The sequence below is a fragment of the Rhizobacter sp. P3_C12 genome, assembly GCF_056402735.1.
The window spans coordinates 1-14,310 of record NZ_JBFUGW010000169.1 but is presented as its reverse complement, the minus strand read 5'-3'; the positions used below and the strand labels follow the sequence as shown (position 1 = coordinate 14,310).

General features: G+C 70.9%; 15 protein-coding genes. 6 read left to right on the top strand and 9 right to left on the bottom strand.

Annotated features, from left to right (window positions below; genetic code table 11):
• The 4 genes from AC1DXV_RS22625 to AC1DXV_RS22610 all read left to right on the top strand — a co-directional run.
• On the top strand, window positions 1–158 hold a 158-nt coding region (locus AC1DXV_RS22625; RefSeq protein ID WP_477935631.1), incomplete at its 5' end, for an orotidine 5'-phosphate decarboxylase / HUMPS family protein.
• Window positions 149–703, top strand: a complete 555-nt coding sequence (locus AC1DXV_RS22620) for a GNAT family N-acetyltransferase (protein ID WP_477871481.1) — start codon at window positions 149–151, stop codon at window positions 701–703. The genes AC1DXV_RS22625 and AC1DXV_RS22620, both read left to right, overlap by 10 nt.
• An 84-nt stretch (window positions 704–787) precedes the next feature.
• Window positions 788–1,264: an SET domain-containing protein gene (locus AC1DXV_RS22615; RefSeq protein WP_477935629.1), complete on the top strand. Its 477-nt coding sequence runs from the start codon at window positions 788–790 to the stop codon at window positions 1,262–1,264.
• A 21-nt stretch (window positions 1,265–1,285) separates the two neighbouring features.
• Window positions 1,286–1,939, top strand: coding sequence for a DNA-3-methyladenine glycosylase I (locus AC1DXV_RS22610; RefSeq protein ID WP_477871477.1), 654 nt, complete (start codon window positions 1,286–1,288; stop codon window positions 1,937–1,939).
• A gap of 52 nt (window positions 1,940–1,991) precedes the next feature.
• On the opposite strand, the gene malZ is transcribed toward AC1DXV_RS22610, so the two are convergent.
• The 3 genes from malZ to AC1DXV_RS22595 are packed head-to-tail and all read right to left on the bottom strand — an operon-like array spanning window position 1,992 to window position 5,410.
• A complete protein-coding gene (malZ, locus tag AC1DXV_RS22605; RefSeq protein WP_477935627.1) occupies window positions 1,992–3,809 on the bottom strand; it encodes a maltodextrin glucosidase in 1,818 nt (605 codons plus the stop codon).
• Window positions 3,810–3,856: 47 nt separating this feature from the next.
• Complete coding sequence (locus AC1DXV_RS22600) at window positions 3,857–4,756, bottom strand: pirin family protein (RefSeq protein ID WP_477865589.1); 900 nt, start codon at window positions 4,754–4,756, stop codon at window positions 3,857–3,859.
• A gap of 51 nt (window positions 4,757–4,807) precedes the next feature.
• Window positions 4,808–5,410 carry an FMN-dependent NADH-azoreductase gene (locus AC1DXV_RS22595; RefSeq protein WP_477865590.1) on the bottom strand — a complete coding sequence of 201 codons (603 nt, stop codon included), beginning with the start codon at window positions 5,408–5,410 and terminating at the stop codon, window positions 4,808–4,810.
• A 126-nt stretch (window positions 5,411–5,536) separates the two neighbouring features.
• On the opposite strand from AC1DXV_RS22595, the gene AC1DXV_RS22590 reads away from it, so the two are divergent.
• Both AC1DXV_RS22590 and AC1DXV_RS22585 read left to right on the top strand, forming a co-directional pair.
• Entirely contained in the window at window positions 5,537–6,529 is a 993-nt protein-coding gene (locus tag AC1DXV_RS22590) for a LysR family transcriptional regulator (protein ID WP_477865591.1), read from the top strand.
• A gap of 85 nt (window positions 6,530–6,614) precedes the next feature.
• A complete protein-coding gene (locus AC1DXV_RS22585; protein ID WP_477865592.1) occupies window positions 6,615–7,133 on the top strand; it encodes a LapA family protein in 519 nt (172 codons plus the stop codon).
• A 15-nt stretch (window positions 7,134–7,148) separates the two neighbouring features.
• Here the strand turns inward: AC1DXV_RS22585 and AC1DXV_RS22580 are convergent, their stop codons facing one another.
• From AC1DXV_RS22580 to AC1DXV_RS22555, 6 genes are all read right to left on the bottom strand, one after another.
• Window positions 7,149–7,847 carry a Bax inhibitor-1/YccA family protein gene (locus tag AC1DXV_RS22580; RefSeq protein ID WP_465110031.1) on the bottom strand — a complete coding sequence of 233 codons (699 nt, stop codon included), beginning with the start codon at window positions 7,845–7,847 and terminating at the stop codon, window positions 7,149–7,151.
• 11 nt (window positions 7,848–7,858) lie between these two features.
• Window positions 7,859–8,629 carry a TerC family protein gene (locus AC1DXV_RS22575; protein WP_477865593.1) on the bottom strand — a complete coding sequence of 257 codons (771 nt, stop codon included), beginning with the start codon at window positions 8,627–8,629 and terminating at the stop codon, window positions 7,859–7,861.
• A gap of 117 nt (window positions 8,630–8,746) precedes the next feature.
• Entirely contained in the window at window positions 8,747–9,073 is a 327-nt protein-coding gene (locus AC1DXV_RS22570) for a hypothetical protein (protein ID WP_477865594.1), read from the bottom strand.
• Window positions 9,074–9,120: 47 nt separating this feature from the next.
• Window positions 9,121–12,222, bottom strand: a complete 3,102-nt coding sequence (locus AC1DXV_RS22565) for an efflux RND transporter permease subunit (RefSeq protein ID WP_477865595.1) — start codon at window positions 12,220–12,222, stop codon at window positions 9,121–9,123.
• 30 nt (window positions 12,223–12,252) lie between these two features.
• Window positions 12,253–13,401 carry an efflux RND transporter periplasmic adaptor subunit gene (locus AC1DXV_RS22560; protein ID WP_477935625.1) on the bottom strand — a complete coding sequence of 383 codons (1,149 nt, stop codon included), beginning with the start codon at window positions 13,399–13,401 and terminating at the stop codon, window positions 12,253–12,255.
• Between the two features lie 32 nt (window positions 13,402–13,433).
• A partial coding sequence (locus tag AC1DXV_RS22555; protein ID WP_477935623.1) for a TolC family protein occupies window positions 13,434–14,310 on the bottom strand: 877 nt, incomplete at its 5' end.

The window sequence follows — 14,310 nt, the reverse complement described above, 5'->3', positions numbered from 1 at the left end:
GCAACGACCAGGCCCGCACCGCGACGCCGGCCGAGGCGCTGCGGGCCGGCGCCACGCACGTGGTGCTGGGCCGCGCGATCACGCAAGCGGCCGATCCGCGCGCCGCCTTCGACGCCATCTGCCGCTCCCTTCACGACGAGGCCCTCGCATGCCCTTGACGCCGCCCGCCCCGATCGAGACGCCGCGCCTCGTGGTGCGGCAGATCACCGAAGCCGACCTGCCCGGCCTGATGGCCGTCAACGGCGACGACACGGTGACGCAGTTCCTGCCGTACGCGACCTGGCGCTCGATGGACGATGCCACCGCCTGGTACCAGCGCATCACCGGCATCCAGGCGACCGGCAACGCGGTGCAGTTCGTGATCCTGTCGCGCGACGACGCGACGGTGATCGGCGCCGGGCTGCTGTTCAACTTCAACGAGGGCAGCGCCCGTGCCGAACTCGGCTACGTGCTGGGCCGCGCGCACTGGGGCCGCGGGCTGGCGCGCGAGGCAGTCGCCGCGCTGGTCGGCGTCGCGTTCGGATCGATGGGCGTGCGCCGCCTGGAAGCCGAGGTCAATCCGCTGAACCGATCGTCGGTGCGCTTGCTGCAATCGCTCGGCTTCACGCGCGAGGGGCTGCTGCGCCAGCGCTGGGTCGGCAAGGGCAAGACCTACGACGTCGAACTGCACGGGCTGCTGTGTGACGAGTTCCGTTCGCACTGAGCTTGTCGAAGGGCCTGCTCGCATCGCACCAGGCTTCGACAAGCCCAGGGCGAGCGGGGTTTGATTGCTTGCGACAATCCCGCCATGCCTCAGCTGCGCGCACTCGCCGCCCCCGAACCCACAAGCGCCCCGCCACGCCCGCGCGGCATCCCCGCCGACCCGCAGAAGTTCGCGCTGACCGTGGCCCCGAGCACCATCGACGGCCAGGGCGTGTTCGCCGCCGAGGCGATCCCCGCGCGCCGCAAGATCGGCGAGCTGCGCGGCGAGCCGATCAGCGTGGCCGAGGCCCGGCGGCGCGCCCGCGGCGTGGCCCGCATCATGATCGTCGAGGTCTCCGAGCGGCGCGCCATCGATGCCTCGGCGTCGACCGACGCGCTGCGCTTCGCGAACCACTCCTGCCGGCCGAACATGGTGCTGAAGCTGCAGCAGGGCCGCGTCGCGTTCCATGCGCTGCGCGACATCGGCGCCGGCGAGGAACTGACCGTCGGCTACGGCCGCTCGCACCACCTGGGCCGGCTCGCGTGCCGCTGCGGCGCGCCGGGCTGTGCCGGATCCCTCTGAAGCCCCCTGCCCCGAACCGCCATGACGACCCCCGCCCAGCACCAGGCCGCCGAACGCCGCGGCCTCTTCATCGCCGACGACGGCGCCCCGCGCTGCCACTGGTGCCGCGCGACGCCCGGCTACCAGCACTACCACGACCATGAATGGGGCTTCCCGGTCACCGACGAACGGCGGCTGTTCGAGAAGATCTGCCTCGAGGGTTTCCAGGCCGGGCTGAGCTGGCTGACGATCCTGAACAAGCGGGAGTCCTTCCGCGCCGGTTTCGCGAACTTCGAGGCCGACCAGGTCGTGCGCTTCACCGCGAAGGATGTCGAGCGGCTGCTGGCCGACGCCGGCATCGTGCGCCACCGCGGCAAGATCGAATCGACGATCAACAACGCGCAGCGCGTGCTGGAGCTGCGCCAGGAGTTCGGCTCGTTCGCCGCCTATGCGTGGGGCTACGAGCCGGCGGCGCGTTCGCGGCCGAAGAAGCTGACGCACGAGGCGCTGATCGCGATGACGACCTCGCCGGAGGCGATCGCGATGTCGAAAGACCTGAAGAAGCGCGGCTGGAGCTTCGTCGGGCCGACCACCGTCTACGCGTTCATGCAGGCGATGGGGCTGGTCAACGACCACCGCGAAGGGTGTGCGTCGCGCGACGCGGCGTTGCAGGCCCGCGCGGCGCTGAAGTTGTAGCCCGGATGCCAATCCGGGATTCGTGGCGGTGGGACCCGGATTGGCATCCGGGCTACATGCTGAACAGCCAGGCCGCGTCGCGCGCCGGCAGCCGCAGGCGGATCGTGCGCCCTTCCAGCGCCCAGCGGTGGCCGCTCGGCGAGACCCAGCGGGCGACGTCGAACGGCAACGCATCGAGCGGCACGACGGCCTCGGCAGCATCGCCGCGATTCGCCACCAGCAGCGTGACCGCCGCCGCGTTGACCCGCGCGAACGCGATCCAGTCTTCGCCATGCGCCAGCGTGAGGCACGCACCCTCGCGCAACTCGGCCCGATCACGACGCCACCCGGCGAAGCGCTTCACCCGCTCGAGGATCGCCGGCCGCCAGCTCGCGCCGCTCCAGTCGAAACAGCGCCGGTTGTCCGGGTCGTTGCCGCCTTCCAGCCCGACCTCGTCGCCGTAGTAGATGCACGGCACGCCGGGGTAGCCGAACTGCAGCGCCTGCGCCACGCCGTGCAGCGCCTCGTCGGTGCCGAGCCGCGTGAACAGGCGCTGCGTGTCGTGGCTGTCGAGCGCGTTCCACTGCGCGAGCGCCACCTCGTGCGGCACCACCGCGCGCGATTCACCGAGCCAGGCCACGAGGTCGGCCGTCGCGACCGGCGCCGCGCGCCCGCCGAAATCGACGCCCGCCAGCCACTGCCACAGCGGCAGCGTGAAGCCCCAGTAGTTCATCGCGGCGTCTTCCTGGTCGCCCTGCAGCCACGAGCTCGCTTCGCTGAAGTGCTCGCCGACCAGGATGGCCTCGGGGTTCTCGTCGCGCACCGCGTCGCGCATCGCGCGCAGCATCGCGGCGTTGTTGCCGGCGCCCGGGCCCTCGCCCAGCATGTGCACCGCATCGAGCCGCCAGCCGTCGGCCGACACCGGCGGCTGCAGCCAGCGCCGCAGCACCGAGCGCGGGCCGCGGATGAAGGCGTCCAGCACCTCGGGGTGCGCGTAGTCGAGCACCGGCAGCGATTGATGGCCCTTCCAGTAGACCGGGTGGCCGTGCGCGTCGCGCGCGTACCAGCCGTGCCATGGCGAATCGGGCGATTGCCAGGCCCCGGGTTGCTCGTGCTGCGCGAAGCGGTTGAACCACGGATGATTCGCGCCGGTGTGGTTCAGCACCGCATCGAGCACCAGGCGCAGGCCGGCCGCGTGCAATCGCTGCGACAGCGCGACGAGCGCCTCGTCGCCGCCGAGCCCCGCGTCGACGTGGTCGTAGTCCTCGGTGTCGTAGCGGTGGTTGCTGCCGGAGCTGAACACCGGCGTCAGGTAGACGGTCGTCACGCCGAGCGCCTGCAGGTGGCCGAGGCGCTCGCCGATGCCGGCCAGGTCGCCACCGTAGAACGCGCTCCAGGCCGGCTTCACGTCGAGCGGCGCGCCCCACTCGAGCGCATGCACCGGCGCCTTGCCGTAGCCGAAGGCATGCGGCGGGCGCGCGCGCGGCGCCTCGGGGCCGCGCGCGAAGCGATCGGGGAAGATCTGGTAGATCAGCTGCTGCAGCGCCCAGGCGGGCACCAGCGGCTCGCGGGCGATGCGGAAGTGGTGGGCCTCGTTCGGCACGCGGCGCTGCGGGCCGGTCGCGGCGAGCCAGTGCGGCTGGCCATCACTCAACACGCGGAAGCAGTAGCGCGTCGTCGGCCCGGTCGGGCACCACGGGATCGTCGCCTCGAAGCAGGCGAAGCGGCCGCGGTCGGCCGTGCGTGCGAGGGGCAGCCAGGTCTCCTCGTTGTCGAGCAGGAAGCGCGCATGGACCTCATCGAGGTCCGGCACGTCGCTGAGCAGCGTGAGCCGCAGGCCGGCGGCGGTGCGCTCGGCCCACGGGGCGAGGGGCAGGTGCTGGAGGAACATCGGGCAACGCTCGCTGAGGGATCAGCGGAGCGTAACCCGATGCGATGTCACGCAGAGAGCGGGCCGAATTTTCCGGAGCGGTAGTCCTCGACCGCCTGGAAGATCTGCTCATGCGTGTTCATCACGAACGGCCCGTACTGCGCGATCGGCTCGTTCAGCGGCTGCCCGGCGATGATCAGCGCCTGCGCAGGCGCCTCACCGGCCTGCAGCACGATGCCGTCGCGCTCGGCGCCGTTCTTCAGGATCGCCATGCGCTGCGCCCCGACCTTCGCCCCGCCCACCTCGACCTCGCCGCGGTACACGTAGACGAACGCGTTGTGCGTCGCCGGCACGAGCTGGTCGAAGCGCGCGCCCGGCGCCAGGTGCACGTCGAGGTACAGCGGCTGCGTCACCTCGCGCTGCATCGCGCCGGCCACGCCGTGCGATTCGCCCGCGATCACGCGCACCGTCGCGCCGCCGTCGGTCGTGAACTCCGGGATCTCGTCCGACTGGATGTCGCGGTACCACGGGTCGGCCAGCTTGCGATCGGCCGGCAGGTTCAGCCACAGCTGGAAGCCTTCCATGCGCCCGGCCTGCTGCTCCGGCAGCTCGGAGTGCACGATGCCGCGGCCGGCCGTCATCCACTGCACGCCGCCGTTCTGCAGCAGGCCTTCGTGGCCGGCGTTGTCGCGGTGGCGCATGCGCCCGGCGATCATGTACGTGACGGTCTCGAAGCCGCGGTGCGGGTGGTCCGGGAAGCCGCCGACGTAGTCATCGGCGTTGTCGGTGCCGAATGCATCGAGCATCAGGAACGGATCGAGCCGGCGCTGCAGCGGCTGCGTCAGCACCCGCGTCAGCTTGACGCCGGCCCCGTCCGACGTGGCCTGGCCCGTCACCAGGCGCTCCAGCTCGCGCGGGCGCGCGACGGCCTCGGTCACGGGGTGGAAGACGGTGGTGGCGGAAGACATGTCGAACTCCTTGTGGATGGTGGAAAGAACAGAGCGAAAACTCGAAACGGATCAGGCGTGCACGACTTCGTCGATCTGCGCACGGGCGAAGGCCAGGCCCTTCTCGGCCGCGTCCGGGCCCATGTTCAGGCCTTCGGCGTAGAAGAACTCGACGTCGGTCATGCCCAGGAAGCCCAGCACGGTCTTCAGGTACGGCACCTGCGTGTCGGCCGGCGTGTTGCGGTACTGGCCGCCGCGGGTCAGCGCGACGTAGACCTTCTTGCCCGTCAACAGGCCTTGCGGGCCCTTGTCGGTGTACGCGAAGGTCACCTTCACCTTGGCGATCGCGTCGATCCAGTTCTTCAGCTGGGCCGGCACGCCGAAGTTGTACATCGGCACGCCCAGCACGACGGTGTCGGCGGCCTGGATCTCGGCGATCAGCGCATCGTCCAGCGCGGCCCGCGCGGCTTGTGCCGGCGTGCGGGCGTCGGCCGGTGTGAACAGCGCGTGCAGCGCGGCCTCGTCGAGCACCGGCTGCGGCGTCACGGCCAGGTCGCGCAGCGTCACGCGGGCGCCGGGGTTCACGGCCAGCAGCCGGGCGGTCAGTTCGTTGGCCAGCACGGTCGATTGCGAACCTTGGGTGCGGGCGCTGGAGTTGATCTGGAGGATGTTCATGGTGGGCTCCGAAAGGGGTAGAACGCAGTGGCGGAATCGATGGATGAACTCTAGGCGTCCCACAATCCGACCGGAAGCCATCGGATTGGATTACATTGTTCCATCAGCGAGACAGTGGAGCCCCCGATGAGCCTCGAAGCCAATGACCTGATGCTGTTCGCCCGCGTGGCGGACGAAGGCAGTTTCAGCCGTGCCGCCGAGCGTATGGGCCTGCCGAAATCCACCGTGTCGCGGCGGCTGGCCGCGCTCGAGGCGCAGCTCGGCGAGCGGCTGCTGCTGCGCACCACGCGCAAGCTGACCGTCACCGATTTCGGCCACAGCGTGCTGGAGCATGCGCACCAGGTGCTGGCCGAGGTGGAGGCCGCCGCGTCGCTGGCGCAGCACCGGCAGGTGGAGCCGAGCGGGCGGCTGCGCATGTCGATGCCGGCGGACTTCGCCAACATCGTGTTGGGCGAGCTGATGAACGAGTTCCTCGTGCGCTACCCGGCGATCACGCTGGAGCTCGACCTGTCGCCACGCCGCGTGGACCTGATCGGCGAGAACTTCGACCTCGCGATCCGCATGGGCGACCTGCCCGACGATGCGAGCCTGGCGGCGCGGCGGATCGCGGTGTTCCAGGTCGGGCTGTATGCCTCGCCTGCCTACCTGGCGCGGCACGGCGAGCCGAGCGAGCCCGAGGCGCTGATGGAGCACGACGCGCTGCACCTGCTGACGCGCACCGGCGAGCCGGCACCGTGGACGCTGCAGCGCGGCGAGGCGCAGTGGCAGGGCACGCCGCCCGCGCGCGCGACCGCGAACTCGCCCGAGATGCTGATCCGCATGGCGCGTGCCGGCTCGGGCATCACCGTGGTCTCGAGCCATTTCGCGGTGCCGTACGTGCGCAACGGCGAACTGGTGCCGGTGCTGCCGGACTGGTCGCTGCCCGATGTGACGGCCTGGGCGGTGTTCCCCGGCCGGCGCCTGATGCCGGCGCGCACGCGCGTGCTGCTGGAGACGATGGTGGCGCAGTTCTCCGGGCCGACCTGCCGCCGGGCGGAAGAGGAGATCGAGCAGGACCACGCGGCCGCCAGGCAACGCGCCCAGGCAGGCCGCAGCGGCCCGCCCGCGGCGGCGGCTTAGCGAACGCCGGGCGCTTGTCCTACAGGCTCGGCGGGGTGGCTCGCCGTACGCTCGGGGCCCTGATCGTCACTTCGAGGAGACCGCCATGGTCCGCGTGCTCGTGCTGTTTGTCGCCCTGCTGGTGATGGCCGTCTTCACGCTTCTGAACTGGCCGGCCTTCGTCGCGCCGACGCCGCTGTCGCTGGGCTTCACGACGGTGCAGGCGCCGCTGCCGATGCTGCTGCTCGGCGCCTTCGTGTTCATCAGCGTGTGGTTCGTCGTGTGGGCGCTGCAGCTGCAGGGCAAGGCGATGCTGGAAGCGCGCCGGCTCTCGAAGGACCTGCAGGCGCAGCGCGAGCTGGCCGACAAGGCCGAGGCCTCGCGCTTCACCGAGTTGCAGGGTTTCCTCACCACGGAGCTGGCGCGGCTCAACCAGTCGGGGCTGGATGCGCGGGCGGCGGTGAACTCGCGCTTCGACCAGCTGCGGCGCGAGCAGCAGGTGGCGCTGGAGGAGGCGGCGAACGGGATCTCGGCGCACCTCGGGGAGCTGGAGGATCGGCTGGAGCGCTCGCACGGGCTGGCGGCCGAGATCGACCGGCCAGCCGTGCGCGAACACCTGCGCTGAAGCTTCAGCCGAGGTTCACTCGTCGCGGCTGCCGAAGATCCCCAGCAGCGCGAGCAGCGACTGGAACACGTTGTAGACGCTCAGGTAGACGCCCAGCGTGGCGGTGATGTAGTTGGTCTCATGCCCGTCCTGCACGCGCTTCAGGTCGTACAGGATGAAGGCCGAGAAGATGCCGATCGCCAGCACCGACAGCGTGATCATCAGCGCGCCCGACTGGATGAAGAAGTTCGCGATGCCGGCCACCAGCAGCAGGATCATGCCGATGAACAGGAACTTGCCCATCGACGACAGGTCGCGCTTGATCACCGACGACAGCGTCGCCATGCCGAGGAAGACCACGCCGGTGCCGGCGAAGGCCGTCATGATCAGGCTCGCGCCATTCGACAGGCCCAGCACCGCACCGACCAGGCGCGACAGCATCAGCCCCATGAAGAACGTGAACGCGAGCAGCACCGGCACGCCGGCCGCCGAGTTCTTCGTCTTCTCGATCGCGAACATCAGGCCGAACGAGCCGACCAGGAAGACCACCAGGCTGACGCCCGGCGTCATCGCGCGCGCGAGGCCCGTCGACACGCCGATCCAGGCGCCGAGCACGGTCGGCACCATCGACAGCGCGAGCAGCCAGTAGGTGTTGCGCAGCACCTTGTTGCGCTGCTCGACCGAGGTGAATTCACCGGCGTAGCCGGTGGTTGAAACTTGGGACAGGGGATTCATGACAGGTTCCTTCACTTCGTGGGTGTCGTGGGGACAGGAGCGTTCGCGCGGCGCTTGGCGCGCGCGCGGATGTTGAGCGCCTCGACCGCGAGCGAGAACGCCATCGCGGCATAGATGTAGCCCTTGGGCACGTGCGCGTCGAAAGCCTCGGCCGTCAGCGCCATGCCGACCATCACGAGGAAGGCCAGCGCCAGCACCTTGACCGACGGATGGCGGTCGACGAACTCGCCGATCGGCTTGGCCGCCACCAGCATCACGCCGACCGACGCGACCACCGCCGCGACCATCACGCCGATCTGGTCGACCATCCCGACCGCGGTGATCACCGAGTCGAGCGAGAACACGATGTCGATCACCGCGATCTGGCCGATCACGGCCCAGAACATGCGCTGGCCGGCCGCCTTCAGCGCGGCCTCGTCGGTGACCGGCGCCGGCCCGTGCTGCTCCTGCGCCTCGACCTCGACGAAGATCTCGTGCGACGCCTTCCACAGCAGGAACAGGCCGCCGAACAGCAGCACGAGGTCGCGCCCGCTGATGCCCTGGCCGAGCACGGTGAACAGGTCGGCGGTCAGGCCCATCACCCAGCTCAGCGAGAACAGCAGCAGCAGCCGCGAGACCATCGCGAAGCCGAGGCCGAGCCGGCGCGCCTTGTCGCGCAGGTGCGCCGGCAGCCGGCCGACCAGGATGGAGATGAAGATGATGTTGTCGACGCCGAGGACGATTTCCAGGGCGGTGAGCATCGCGAAGGCGATCCAGAGATTGGGGTCGAGGAGAGATTCCATGGCGTGGCAGTGGTGGTCCGCGGGGCTGCCAGGATGGCATGCCGCTGACGCACGGGCAATTCGGGGATCGAGACGGAACCCGGGCCGCGGGCAGGCCGCAGCCGCGGGCCAGGCTTCTCAGGCGAACAGCGTGGCGGCCTTCGGGGGGCGACGCAGGCCGTCCAGCCACGGAGCGGGCCGGTCGGGTGCCGCGTGGAGCGACGGACGGGCCAGCGAGAAGCCGGGGTCCGGCACCGGCAGCGTGCCGGTCAGCAGGTCCTGCACGTCGGCGACGGTTTCGCCGGCCGACTGGATGCGCTCGTCGGGCTCGCGCTCCTGTGCGACACCCTCTTCGAGCGCCACCACGGCCTGCACGGCCGGTGCTTCGCTCGCCTGCGGGCGGGCCATCAGGCCGGCTGCCAGCAGGAAGAGCGTCACGACGAGGACGAGGGTGCGGGAGACCATGGGAGGCGCAGTGTACCGGGCCAGCGTGTCAGGCCGGCCCCGAAGGGCTACTGCGGCTGCTTCGCCACCGCGGCCGGCGCGCCATCCGTCGGATGGTGCCGGCGCACTTTGCGCGAGACCCACTGCACCACGTCGTCGACGAAGGTGAACAGCACCGGGATCACCAGCAGGCTCAGGAAGGTCGACGTGATCAGCCCGCCGATCACAACGATCGCCATCGGCGCGCGGAAGCTCGAATCGACGCCGATGCCGAGCGCGATCGGCAGCATGCCGGCGCCCATCGCGATGGTCGTCATCACGATCGGGCGGGCCCGCTTGTGGCAGGCGTCGAGCACCGCATCCCAGCGCGACAGCCCATGCTCGCGGCGCGCCATGATCGCGTACTCGACCAGCAGGATCGAGTTCTTCGTCGCGATGCCCATCAGCATGATCAGCCCGATCATCGACGGCATCGACAGCGCGGTGTGGGTGACGAACAGCGCGAGGAACGCGCCCGGCACCGACAGCACCAGCGCCGCGAGGATGGTGACCGGCTGCACGAAATCGTGGAACAGCAGCACCAGCACGATGTAGATGCACAGCACGCCGGTCAGCATCGCGAGGCCGAAGCCGGCGAACAGCTCCTGCATCGCCTCGGCATCGCCGACCCCCGCCAGCGTGACGCCGGCCGGCAGGTTGCGCAGGCTGGGCAGCGCCTCGGCGGTGGTCTGCACATGCTCCAGCGACTGGCCGTTCAGCTCGATCTCGAAGTTGATGTTGCGCTTGCGGTCGAAGCGCGCGATCTGCGCCGGCCCGCTGTCGATCGACAGCGTCGCGACGTTCGCGAGCATCACCGGCCCCTTCGCGCCCGGCACCGCGAGCCGCGACAGCAGCTCGAGGTCGGTGCGCGCACCGGCCGTCAGCTTGACGACGATCGGCACCTGGCGCTGCGACAGGTTCAGCTTCGGCAGGCTCTGGTCGTAGTCGCCGGCGGTCGCGATGCGCAGCGTGTCGGCGATCGCCGCCGACGTGACGCCGAGGTCGGCCGCGCGCGCGAAATCGGGCCGCACGATCAGCTCCGGGCGCACCAGGCTCGAGGTGGACGTGACCGCGCCGATGCCGCCGATGCCGCGCAGCTCGCGCTCGACCTGCTTCGAGTGCTCGAGCAGCACGTCGCCGTCTTCGCCGGCCAGCACCACCACGTACTTCTCGCCCGAGCCGCCGAAGCCGACCGCGACGCGCGCGCCCGGCAGCGCCGCCAGCGCATCGCGCAGCTGCTGCTCGATCACCTGCTTCTTCGGCCGGTGGCCGCGCTCGGTCAGGTTGATGCTGAGCGAGGCCTTGCGCACCTCGGCCGCGCCGGCGCCGGCGAACGGGTCGGCGCCGGTGTTGCCGCCGCCGACCGCGGTGTAGACCAGCTTCACGTACTCGTTCTTCTGCACGATCTCGCGCGCCTGCTCGGCCACCGCCAGCGTCTGCGCGAAGGTGGCGCCCGGCGGCAGCGAGATCGAGACCTGCGTCTTCGACAGGTCGTCCGGCGGGATGAAGCCCTTCTCGAGGATGGCGGCCAGGAAGAACGAGCCGACGAAGAACACGACGACCGCGATGGTCGTGATCACGCGGTGGTGCAGCGCGGCCTTCACCCAGCGCATGTAGATCTCGAGCCAGCGGCCTTCCTTGTGCTCGCCCTTCGGCGGCTTCAGCAGGTAGGCGGCCATCATCGGCGTCAGCATGCGCGCGACCACCAGCGACATGAGCACCGCGATCGCCGCCGTCCAGCCGAACTGCACGAAGAAGCGGCCGACCACGCCGCTCATGAAGGCGGTCGGCAGGAACACCGCGATCAGCGTGAAGGTGGTCGCGATCACCGCGAGGCCGATCTCGTCGGCCGCCTCCATCGCCGCCTGCAGCGGCGTCTTGCCCATGCGCAGGTGGCGCATGATGTTCTCGATCTCGACGATCGCATCGTCGACCAGGATGCCGACCACCAGCGACAGCGACAGCAGCGTCACGCCGTTCAGCGTGAAGCCGCCCAGCGCCATGAACGCGAAGGCCGGGATCACCGACAGCGGCAGCGCGAGCGCCGACACCAGCGTCGCGCGCCAGTTGCGCAGGAACAGCCACACCACCAGCACCGCCAGCGCCGCGCCTTCGTACAGCATCGCCATCGAGCTGTCGAAGTCCTCCTGCACGTTGTCGACGAAGTTGAAGGCCTCCTCGAACTTCACCTCCGGGTGCGCCGCCTTCATCGCCTCGATCTCGGCGCGCACGCCGGCCGCCACCTCGGTCTCGCCGGCGCCGCGGGTGCGGGTGATCTCGAAGCCGACCACGGCGCGGCCGTTCAGCAGCGCCGTCGAGCGCTGCTCGGCCACCGTGTCGGCGACGCGCGCGACCTGCTCCAGCCGCAGCCGCCGGCCGTCGGCCAGCGAGATCTCCATCTTCGCGAGTTCCTCGGCCGACCGCACCGTCGCGATCGTGCGCACCGACTGCTCGGCGCCGCCGACATCGGTGCGCCCGCCCGAGGCCTCCTGCTGGATCATGCGCAGCTGGCGCGAGACATCGGCCGCGGTCGCGTTCAGCGCCAGCAACCGGGCCGCATCGAGCTCGACGCGCACCTCGCGCGTCACCCCGCCGACCCGCGCCACCGCGCCGACGCCGCGCACGCTGAGCATCTGCTTGCCCACCGTGTTGTCGACGAACCACGAGAGCGACTCTTCGTCGAGCCGGTCCGAGGCCACGGTGTAGGTCAGGATCGGCGAGCCCGACAGCTCCATCTTCGTGACCACCGGGTCGCGCAGGTCGGCCGGCAGGTCGGCGCGCACCCGCGAGACGGCGGCGCGCATGTCGTCGACCGCCTCCTGCACCGGCTTCTCGAGGCGGAACTCGCCGGTGATCGTGACCAGGCCGTCGGTCACCGAGGTGTAGACGTGCTTCAGGCCCTGCAGCGTCGCGACCGAGTCCTCGATCTTGCGCGCGACATCGGTCTCGAGCTGCGACGGCGACGCACCCGGCAGCGCGGCCGAGATCGTGACGGTCGGCAGCTCGATGTCCGGAAAGTTCTGGATCTTCATGCTCTTGAAGCTGTAGAGCCCGAGCAGGGTCAACAGGATGAAGAGCAGCACCGCGGGGATCGGGTTGCGGATCGACCAGGCGGAGACGTTGATGTTCATGGGGGTCGTCCTTCGGGCGTTTCGGCGGGATCAGCGTGCTGCCGCAGCGGCGGCGGAAGCAGCGGCCGGCACCGGCAGCGCATCGACCACGCGCACCGTGTCGCCGTCGCCGAGGAAGCCGCCGCCGGTGGCGACCACGCGGTCGGCCGGCTGCACGCCGCCGAGGACCTGGATGCGCTCGCCGACGCGCTGGCCGACCTTCACCTTCACGAGCGTCACCTTGTTGTCGGCGCCGACGCGCAGCACGTAGCTGAAGCCCTCGCGCAGCAGCACCGCGCTCTGCGGCAGCGTCATGCCCTGCTGGGCGCCGATCTCGAACTCGCCGCGCGCGAACATGCCGGCCTTCGCGGCGCCGCTGCCGGCCGGCAGGTCGACGTAGACCAGGCCGTTGCGGGTCTGCGCGTCGACGGTCGGCGCGACGATGCGCAGCTTGCCGGTGATGGCTTCGCCGCCCGCCGGCTGCACCCGCACCGCCATGCCCGGCTTCAGCGGGCCGATCTCGGACGACGGCACCTCCGCGCGCCATTCGAGCCGGCCGCCGCGGATCAGGCGGAACAGCTCCTGCCCGGCCGGCAGCACCGCACCGACGGTCGCGCTGCGCGCCGAGATCACGCCGTGGTCCGGCGCCAGCACCTGGGTCTGCTGCAGGCGCAGCTGCTGCACCTTGGCGGCAGCGCGCTGGGCCTCGAGCCGCGCCTGCGCGGTGCGCTCGGCCGTCAGGTACTGGTTGGTCTGCTGCGCGCTGAGGGCGCCGGTGGGCTGCAGGTCGCGGGCGCGCTGCGCGTTGGCGGCCGCCTCGGCGGCATTCGCCTCGGCCTCGGCGACCGCGGCGCGGGTCTGCGCGAGGTCGGCGTTGACGGTGTCGGGCGCGAAGGTCGCGAGCACCTGGCCGCGCTTGACCACGTCACCGACGTTCACCTTCACGTCGGCCAGGCGCAGGCCGTTGGCCTCGGTGCCGACGATCGCCTCCTGCCAGGCGGCGATGCTGCCGTTGGCCGCCAGCAGCACCGGCAGGCTGGCCGGCTGCAGTTGCGCCACGGTGACCGTCAGCGCGGGCTTGCCGGCAGCAGGCTTTTTCTCGTCGGCGGCCCGGACCGTGCTCGTCACGGTGATCGCGAGCACGGCGAGCAGGCCGGCGGCGGCGAGGGACAGCAGCAGGGGCTTCAGTCGTTGGGTCATGGTCGGGCGTGATCTGTGGATCGTCGGGGTGTTCAGGGGGTGGCCTTCGTGGGGCCGCTCGGGTCGCCGGCCGGTGTCGCATCGGCCACCGGCGTGCCCGTGCGCCAGCCGCCGCCGAGCGCGCGGTACAGCGTGATCCACGCGGCGACGCGCTCGCGCTGCAGGTCGATCAGCGTGCCGTGCGCCTGCACCGCGCTGCGGCGCGCGTCCTCCAGTTCGAACAGGCTGGCGAGGCCGCCCTTGAAGCGCGCCTCGGTGGCGCGGAAGGATTGCTCGAAGCCTTCGTCGGCGATGCGGGCGTTCTCGTTGCGCGAAGCGGTGCTGTCGAGCTGCACCAGCGCCTGCTCGACTTCCTGCACCGCGGTGCGCAGCTTCGCGCGGTACAGCGACGCCGCCTCGTCGTAGCGGGCGCGGGCCGCATCGACGTTGGCGCGGCGCAGCCCGGCATCGAAGATCGGCAGCGTCACCGCGACCGGCCCGACCGACCAGACCGTGCCGCTCTGCGTGGTGTCGCCCATGTCGACGCGGGCGCGCGAGATCGAGCCGGCCAGCGTGATGCGCGGCAGCCGCTTCGCCTGCGCCTGCGACACGTCGGCGCTCGCCGCGCTCAGTTCGCGGGCCGCGTTGAACACGTCGGGGCGCTGGTTCAGCACCTCGGCCGGCACGCTGGCGATGGCCAGTTCGGCCGGCTGCGGGATGCGGGCGCTGCCGGCGGCGAGCTGCGCGCGCAAGGCGGTTTCGTCGATCGCGGTCAGCGCGACCAGGCTCTTGACGGCGATGTCGCACTGCGCGCGCTGCGCGGTCAGCAGGCTGGCGCCCTGCGCGGCGCTGGCGCGCGCCAGCGCGGCGTTCGCCGGCGGCTCGAAACCGGCCTTCGCGCTGAGGCCGGTGAGGCGGGCCGTCTCGGCG